Here is a 7257-nt window from a genome sequence, read left to right as displayed (position 1 = left end):
GCCGTCCGGCCGGCCCGCCCGCGCCGCCGCGGCCGTGCTGCTGGTCGCCTCGGCCGCGCTCTTCGCCTGGGACTTCGGCTCGCCGGCGCGGCTGTGGCTCGCGCTGCTGCTCGGGGCCCCCTCCCTCGCGCTCGCGCTGCGCCTGGCCTCAGCGAGCCCAGCCAGTCCAGCCAGCACGGCCGGCACGGCGCACCGGAGCGGGTACGCGGCCGCCGGCGGCATGCTGGTCTTCGCCGTCGCGGCGATCGCGTACTACGCAGCGTACGACATCGGGTATCCGAACCAGTGGATCCTGCCCGTGGTCGCGCTGCTGCCGGGGGCCTCGCTGCTGCGGCCCGTCCACCCCGCCGCGGCCCCGCTGCCCCGCGCGCCGTCGCGCGCCGGCTGGACCGCGATCGGCGCCGTCTGCCTGCTCGTGCCGCTGGCGGGCGCGTGGGTGCCGCCGAGGGTCGCCGAGGGGTCCGGGGCGTCGATCAGGCTGGTGGCGTACAACATCCGGATGGGTTTCGGTCTTGACGGAACCTATCGTCCGGCCGATGCCGCGCGGGCGATCGCGGCGCAGCGCCCCGACGTCGTGGTGCTCTCCGAGGTCGACCGGGCCTGGCTGCTCAACGGCGGCCACGACGACCTCGCGGTGCTGGCGAGGGCGTTGCGGATGCGGTACGTCTTCGGGCCCGCCGCCGACGCCGTGTGGGGCGACGCGATCCTGACCAACCTGCCCGTCGGCGCCGTGGAGTCGCTGCCGCTCACCGCCGACGGCGCCCCGACGGGCGCCCAGGCCCTCGGCGCCGTGCTGACCTTCGGCGGCCGCGAGATCGCCGTGGTGTCGACCCACATCCAGCCGCCGCCGGACGGCGAGCCGCTGGTACAGGTCGGGGAGATCGCGGCGTTCGCGACCCGCTTCGGCGGCTCACGCCCGACCCTCGTCGCGGGCGACCTCAACGTCGCACCGGGCAGCCGGTCGCTCGAGGCGTTCGCGGAGGCGGGGTACTCCGACGGTTTCGCACCGTTCCGCCCGGTGCGCACCTTCCCCGCCGACCGCCCGGCGCAAGAGATCGACCACGTGCTGGTGCGCGGCCTGACCTGCACCTCGGTGACGGTCGGCACGGTGGTCACATCCGACCACTCCCTGGTGGCGGCGACGCTCGCACTGCCCGCCTGAACGTTCTGCGTCACAGGGCGGCGAGGTGCGCGAGCATCGCCTGGTTGGCCTCCCAGCCGTCGGGGAAGCGCACCGGCACGTTGAGATGGACCGGCTCGGCCGACGGGTGCGTGTCCAGCAGCTCCGCGATCCCGGCCCGGGCCACGACCACGCACGCGTGGCGGTGCCGCGACGCGAGCACGCACAGGCGGCCGGCCTCCAGATGGAACGCGCTCGCGTCGCGGCGGCCGGAGAGCGGATGCAGGATCACCGTCACGTCGTACTCGCGGCCCTGCAGGCGGTTCGCGGTGTCGACGGTGACGTCGGCGGCGACGGTGTCGGCCAGGGCCTGACGGATCGCGGCGACCTGGTCGCGGTGCGCCGCTCCCACCGCGACCCGGTCGGCGGTCACCGGGCGGCCCTCGGGGGCGTGCTCGGAGTACGCGATCGGGCCGCGCCGCAGCAGGCTCACCACGATCGCGGCGATCGCGGCCACCGCCTCCCGGTCGGTGCGCACGGTGTGCCGGGCCGGCAGCTCGTGCAGCGCCCAGCCGGTGCGCCGGGCGGTCTCGAGCGTGGCCTCGACGTGCGGGTCGCCGCCGATGGCGCGCACGGAGTACTCGAGGCTGCGGTCGGCCGGCCGGGTGCCGGCCTCGAACGGGGTGAACGGGTAGAAGGCGGCGGAGACCACGGCCGCGGCCGAGGGCGGCAGCCGCCAGGACACCGGCAGGCGGTGCACGGGCAGGCCGGGGTTGTGCCGCAGCAGCACCGCCACGGCGCTCTGCATCGGGTCCCAGGACAGGCCGGCCCAGCGCTCGACGGCGACGACGGAGAACGGGTCGAGCTGCCCGGGGTCGCCGACGAACAGGCCGCGGGAGAAGCGCCCGGCCACCCGCAGGAGCATGTCGGAGCGCATCTGGTAGGCCTCGTCGACGATCGCGCGCTCCCACGTGCCGTCGGTGACGGTCGCCCACTTCGCGGCGGTGCCGATGACGACGGCGCTGTTCTGCACGTCCGAGACGGCGCCGCTGACGGTGACCGAGCCGTGCTTGATGACGCGCTGCGCCGGCACGTACGTCGAGGCCGACAGGCGCCCGATCTCCAGCCCGGGCGCGACCCCGGCGAGGCGGTCGATGAGGTCGTCCACCTGCTCATTGGTCTGCGCGACCACCATGAGCCGCTCGCCGGCCTCGGCCATGGTGCGCGCCGCGCGCACCACGAGGGTCGACTTGCCGGCGCCGGGCGGCGAGTCGACCACCACCCCGCGCCCGGCGGAGGACCCGAAGTCGTCGAGGATCTCCTCAATGACGGTCATGACCAGTCCTCCGCGGCGTCGGAGTCGGTGGCCTGGTGGTCCGGCGGCGGGCCGCCGTGGGTCCAGGGCGTGTCCTGGCGGCTCGGGAACCGGCCCGGCGGCTGGTAGGCGTCGCTGACCGGGCCGTACGTCACCAGCTCCCCCACCTCCGGGACCGAACCCGGCGCCGGTTGCTTCGTCGAGCGGCCCATGCCCTTGCTGAGCTCGAGAACGACGTCGACGGACGAGACCGAGACCACCATCGCCTGCTGGGCCAGCCGGGCCGGCGAGACGAGCAGCGCACCCGGCTCCAGGCGCACCGGGTCGTCGGTCTGCACGGTGATGTGCGGGCGCAGCGCGGCCTTCTTGCCCGACGTGTCGACCCGGTGCGGCGAGGCCGCCACGACGGTGCCGGTGAACGCCTCTCCGGACAGCCGGAACTCGGCCATGATCAGCGGATCGTCGAGGGCCCGCTGCGCCTCGTACCGGGCCTGCTCGCGCTCGAGCCGGTCGAGGCGCCCGGCCGCGGCGACGGCGCTGTCGCGCCGCGGCTGGGGCAGCGCGGTGCCCTCGGCCAGTGCCATGTGGTACACCGTGAACACATCGCGATCGACTGCCCATCGCCCCTCGACGGAGGCGCCCGGCGGCCGGGCCCGCAGCAGGTCCACGGCGCGCCACATGAGGCCCCACGTCGGCTCCAGCTGCTCCTGCAGGGCGGCGGTGAGCGCGGCCAGCGCGCGGCTCTGCGCCTGCGGGTCGGCGGCGCGGGCATAGGCGGCCAGTGCCGGGGCCAGCACCTCGTTGTCGAACGTCGGGTCGGTGCTCGGCCCGGCGGGCGGCCAGCGCAGCGGGTCCTCGGCCGCAGCCGCCGCGGCCGCGCCGTCGAGGCCGGCGGGCGGGTCGATCCAGCCGAGCAGCGCGGCGAGGTTGGCGTCCTCGAGGCCGCTCTGCCCGGTCGCCCAGTGCTCGCTGAGCACCTCGGTCATCGCCAGCAGCATCGCCGAGCCGGGGTGGTCGGCGCGCTCGCGCAGAAACGTGAGCCACTGGCCGAGCAACGGGACGCTGCGGTGCACCGGGTGCGGCCCGTACGCGCGTCGGAATCGCGTCGAACGGCCGAGCAGCCGGACGAAGTCGATCCCGCCGCGGTTGGGCACCAGCACCTGCGGGGCCTCGGCGTAGCGGACCTTCGCGGTGTGGCCCGCGTCCAGCGAGCGGGAGCAGCCGTCGAGATACTTCACGACGACCCGTGCCAGCTCGGCAACGAACTCGAAGCGCTGGGTGCGGTCGCGCGGGTTGGCCACCACGAGCATGCGGCCGGCGTCGCGGGCGGTGCCGACCATGGCGGCCACGGGCGCGGCGGCCTCGCCGGCCAGCGCCAGCGGTACCAGCACCAGGGGCGACTGCGCGATGTGCGTGTGCCGCACCGTGGTCAGCGGCTGCGCGCGCCCCGACTCGACGGCCTCCGCCCGCGCCAGCGCCGTGAGGATGCTCACTCAGAACGCCCCGAGCCGAGGCACTCGGTGCGCAGCCGGTGCGCCAGGCGCAGCAGGCCGGCGATCTCCTCCTGGCCGGCGCCGGGGGTGAGCGTGCCCCGGGCCAGGCCGAGCACGGTGGAGACGCTCTCGACGCCGCCGAGGTCGTCGCGGATGGAGCGGCCCAGCGCCGAGGTGGAGCCGGTCGCCTCGTCACGGCAGAAGAACGCCATCTCGCAGGAGCCGAGACAGTCCGGGGTGTACCGCGCGTCGATGGCGCCGACGGCCTTGCGCAGTTCGTCCGGCGGGCGGGTGGCCAGGTGGTCGGCGTCGTAGGCGAGGTCGAACGAGAGCCCGGCGGGCAGCGCGTCGACGATCTTGTCGAGCCGGGTGAGCCGGGACAGCTGGCGCCGCAGCACGGTCAGCTGCTTGCGCACGTCCACGAGGGTGGCGGTGGGCCGGTTGGCGAAGTTCTCCGGGCAGACGAGCACCACCTCGTGCGACACGGTGTCCGGCGGGTACCCGAGCTCGCCGAGCAGCTCGCGCATCGCCAGCACGTAGACGGCCGACTGCTTGGCCGCCGCGGCCGCCTTGCCCGGGTCGGCCTGCCCGTCGATCACGGCGAACGACTTGATCTCGACCACGTGGAAGCGGCCGCCGACCCGGAACGCGATGAGGTCGGGCTCCAGATACGCGTAGTAGCCGGCGATGTCCAGCCGCAGCATCGGGTGGTCGAACAGCGTGCCGGCGTCGTCGCGCTCCGCGGCGGCGCGCGCGAGCAGGCTGCGGGTTCGGGCGTAGCGCACCTCGCGGCTGGCGTTGCCGCCGACGCTGGACAGGTCGTCGTACGCCACCTCGGGGATCGCCAGGCCGAGCCGCTCGCGCAGCAGCTGCAGCAGCTCGGCCGCGCCGTCGGCCTTGACCTGCGTCTCGAACGCGTTGCCGCGCGAGATCGCGAACCGAGACTGGCCGAAGGCGGCGGGGAAACCCAGCTGCCCGGCGACGGCGCCCTTGTTCACCCCGGCCGCGTCCATCAGCCCCCGCCGGCCGCAGCCGGGGTTGTTGGTGAGCGCCGCGATGGTGCGGGCGTTGTGGTTGCGCGGTGCCACGGTGCCGCGGATGCGGTCCAGCCGGTCTACCAGTGCGTCCATGGGTTCGTCATCTCTGGGAAGTCGTCTCGGGGAAGTCGTCTCGGGGAAGTCGTCTCGGGGAAGTCGTCTCGGGGAAGTCGTCTCGGGGAAGTCGTCTCGGGGAAGTGGTGGTTCTAGTTCGCGGTTCTGCGTAGTCGCTGCAGCCGGGCGCCGAAGAGCGCCTCGGCGCCGTCGAGGCGTTCGTGCGCGCGGGCGGCCGCCGCGGCGCGGTCCGCGGCGTCGGCCTCGGTGTGCACGTCGAGCTCGGCCTGGGCCCGGCCGGCCACGGTCTCGGGGTCGACCGGGCCCAGGCCGCCCCCGCCGGCCGGCGCGGCGCCCGGGATGCCGGCGGCGAAGCGCCACAGCAGCCGGCGTGGCCCAGAAACCTGACCGGCATCGTGCGCGTCATCGGGCAGCTGCGCCACCCGCTCGGCCACCTTGATCGCGCCGACGAGGAAGTCGACCCGGGCGCTCAGCGGCCCCACCACGCGGGTCTCCAGCGGCCAGGTGGAGATCGCCAGAAGCCCGCGCGCCGGGGAGAGCAGATCGGCGCTGAGCGCCGGGCACAGGTAGTACGGCCGGGCGTACGGGGCGACCTTGAACGAGCGCTCCTCGTCGCGGCGCAGGCTGGTCAGCCGGGCGGCCACGAGCTCACCCGGGAAGAAGGCGTCGTGCACGGCGATGATGAGCTTCGGCGCCGCCGGCACGGTCAGCAGCGTCAGCGCGTGGTGCACCTGCTCACGGATGGAGAGCATCGGCGGCGCGGGATGCTGCCGCGGTACCGCCGGTGCCCGCTCCTCCAGCTCGGCGAGTGCGGCATCCCATGCGTGCTCGACCCGGCGCAGCTCCGCGCGCAGCGCCCTGGCCTGTGCCCGGTCCCCCGTGGTGGCCGCGCGGCGCAGGTCGCCGCGCAGCCGGTCGATCCGCCGCTCGAGCAGCTCGATCCTTGTGCCCGGTCCGGCTCGGCCGGGCTCCGCGGATGCCGACCCGGACCAGGCATCGTGAGGGGCCGAGATCGATTCGGACACGAACGGCACGGTAGCCGGTTCCAGCAAGTTCCAGCAAAGACCAGTGTCGGCGTGTCGCGCTTGCTTCTGCTTCTCCGCCGGTTATGCGGGCACGGGCTGGGGCCGCTCCTCCAGTCGCGACGGCGCCGGTGCCCCCGCGGGCACGGGTATGAGCCGGGGCTTGCGCCGCGCGGCGAGGTCCTCGACCCAGCCGAGGCCGAACACCGCCACCACGACCAGGGCGGCGACCAGGGCGAGCTGGATGAGGTCGTGGTAGCCGCCGATGAGGGTGATGCCGAACCAGACGCCGACCATGCGCACGAAGGTGATGGCCGCCTGGTGCCAGAGATAGATCGTCAGCGCCCGCCGGTTGACCGCCTCGACCACGGACTCGGCCGCGCCGAGCGACATCGCCGCGGGGGCGGCGTTCAGCACGATCAGCAGGAAGGCGACCGACCACAGCACGTCAGCGACCGGGGCGTCGTTCATGTCATACCCGCGGGGCCCTGGATCCTGGAACAGCATGGCGAGCCCGATGCCGCCCATCACCAGGCACAGCGGCCAGAGGACCTTCTTGGAGATGCGCCGCAGCATGCCGTCGTGGTGGGCGAAGCCCAGCATCCAGGCGGGGGCGTACATGACGAAGTCCCGGAACGCACCGCCCGTGCCGTAGCCGGTCTCCCAGAGCACGACGAGCGCGGCGAACGGCACCAGCAGGCTGGGGATCGGCCAGCGACGGAACAGCCACAGCAGGGCGGGCGAGGCGACGATGAACCACAGGTACGACCGGACGTACCAGATCTGGCTGACCCAGACCCCGCCGCGCTCGGTGGTCGGCGGGTTGTCGAGCGGGACGAGCCACAACAGCGTCCGCCAGCCGAACTGCATGCCGTCCCACAGCGACATGAGCACCACGGCGAAGACCCCGAGGACCCAGAACGGGATGATGATCCGTCGTATCCGCCTGCCTATCGCCTTGACGCCAGAGCGGTCGAGCGAGGCGGCCATCAGCGAGCCGCCGAGCGCGAACATCAGCCCCATGGCAGGGAAGACGATGGTGAGCCACGCGAATCCGACGGTGTGGTACGTGACCACGCGGATGATCGCGACGGCTCGCAGGAGGTCTACGTACCGGTTCCGCATCCCCTACAGGTTGCCCTGCGACCCTTAGGGGCAACCTTGGTTCGCCTGAAAATTGGCTGTGTTTATTCTC

The 7257-nt window shown here is 73.9% G+C and carries 6 protein-coding genes; 1 reads left to right on the top strand and 5 read right to left on the bottom strand.

Annotated features, from left to right (window positions below; translation table 11 throughout):
* A partial coding sequence (locus tag ABT297_RS22155) for an endonuclease/exonuclease/phosphatase family protein (RefSeq protein WP_350552609.1) occupies positions 1 to 1162 on the top strand: 1162 nt, incomplete at its 5' end.
* Positions 1163 to 1172: 10 nt separating this feature from the next.
* Here the strand turns inward: ABT297_RS22155 and ABT297_RS22150 are convergent.
* The 5 genes from ABT297_RS22150 to ABT297_RS22130 all read right to left on the bottom strand — a co-directional run bounded on the left by ABT297_RS22150 (position 1173) and on the right by ABT297_RS22130 (position 7187).
* Positions 1173 to 2456 (bottom strand): AAA domain-containing protein, encoded by a 1284-nt coding sequence (locus ABT297_RS22150; RefSeq protein ID WP_350552606.1) that lies wholly within the window; start codon positions 2454 to 2456, stop codon positions 1173 to 1175.
* A complete protein-coding gene (locus ABT297_RS22145) occupies positions 2453 to 3928 on the bottom strand; it encodes a hypothetical protein (RefSeq protein WP_350552603.1) in 1476 nt (491 codons plus the stop codon). Before ABT297_RS22145 ends, ABT297_RS22150 begins: the two co-directional genes overlap by 4 nt.
* On the bottom strand, positions 3925 to 5058 hold the full coding sequence (locus ABT297_RS22140) for a hypothetical protein (protein ID WP_350552601.1): 1134 nt from the start codon (positions 5056 to 5058) through the stop codon (positions 3925 to 3927). The genes ABT297_RS22145 and ABT297_RS22140 overlap by 4 nt, the downstream gene beginning before the upstream one ends.
* A gap of 113 nt (positions 5059 to 5171) precedes the next feature.
* Positions 5172 to 6065: a hypothetical protein gene (locus ABT297_RS22135; RefSeq protein WP_350552598.1), complete on the bottom strand. Its 894-nt coding sequence runs from the start codon at positions 6063 to 6065 to the stop codon at positions 5172 to 5174.
* Between the two features lie 81 nt (positions 6066 to 6146).
* Positions 6147 to 7187, bottom strand: coding sequence for an acyltransferase family protein (locus ABT297_RS22130; protein WP_350552596.1), 1041 nt, complete (start codon positions 7185 to 7187; stop codon positions 6147 to 6149).
* Positions 7188 to 7257 lie beyond the last annotated feature (70 nt).

This window comes from Dactylosporangium sp. NPDC000555, assembly GCF_040300025.1.
Classification (GTDB): Bacteria; Actinomycetota; Actinomycetes; order Mycobacteriales; family Micromonosporaceae; genus Dactylosporangium.
Note: the sequence above shows the minus strand (reverse complement) of the source record. Positions and strands in the feature narration are given on the sequence as shown.

Bases quoted from the DNA above. Each gene is read 5' to 3' on its own strand.
- ABT297_RS22150 (WP_350552606.1), bottom strand. From the start codon at position 2,456: ATGACCGTCATTGAGGAGATCCTCGACGACTTCGGGTCCTCCGCCGGG.
- ABT297_RS22140 (WP_350552601.1), bottom strand. From the start codon at position 5,058: ATGGACGCACTGGTAGACCGGCTGGACCGCATCCGCGGCACCGTGGCA.
- ABT297_RS22130 (WP_350552596.1), bottom strand. From the start codon at position 7,187: ATGCGGAACCGGTACGTAGACCTCCTGCGAGCCGTCGCGATCATCCGC.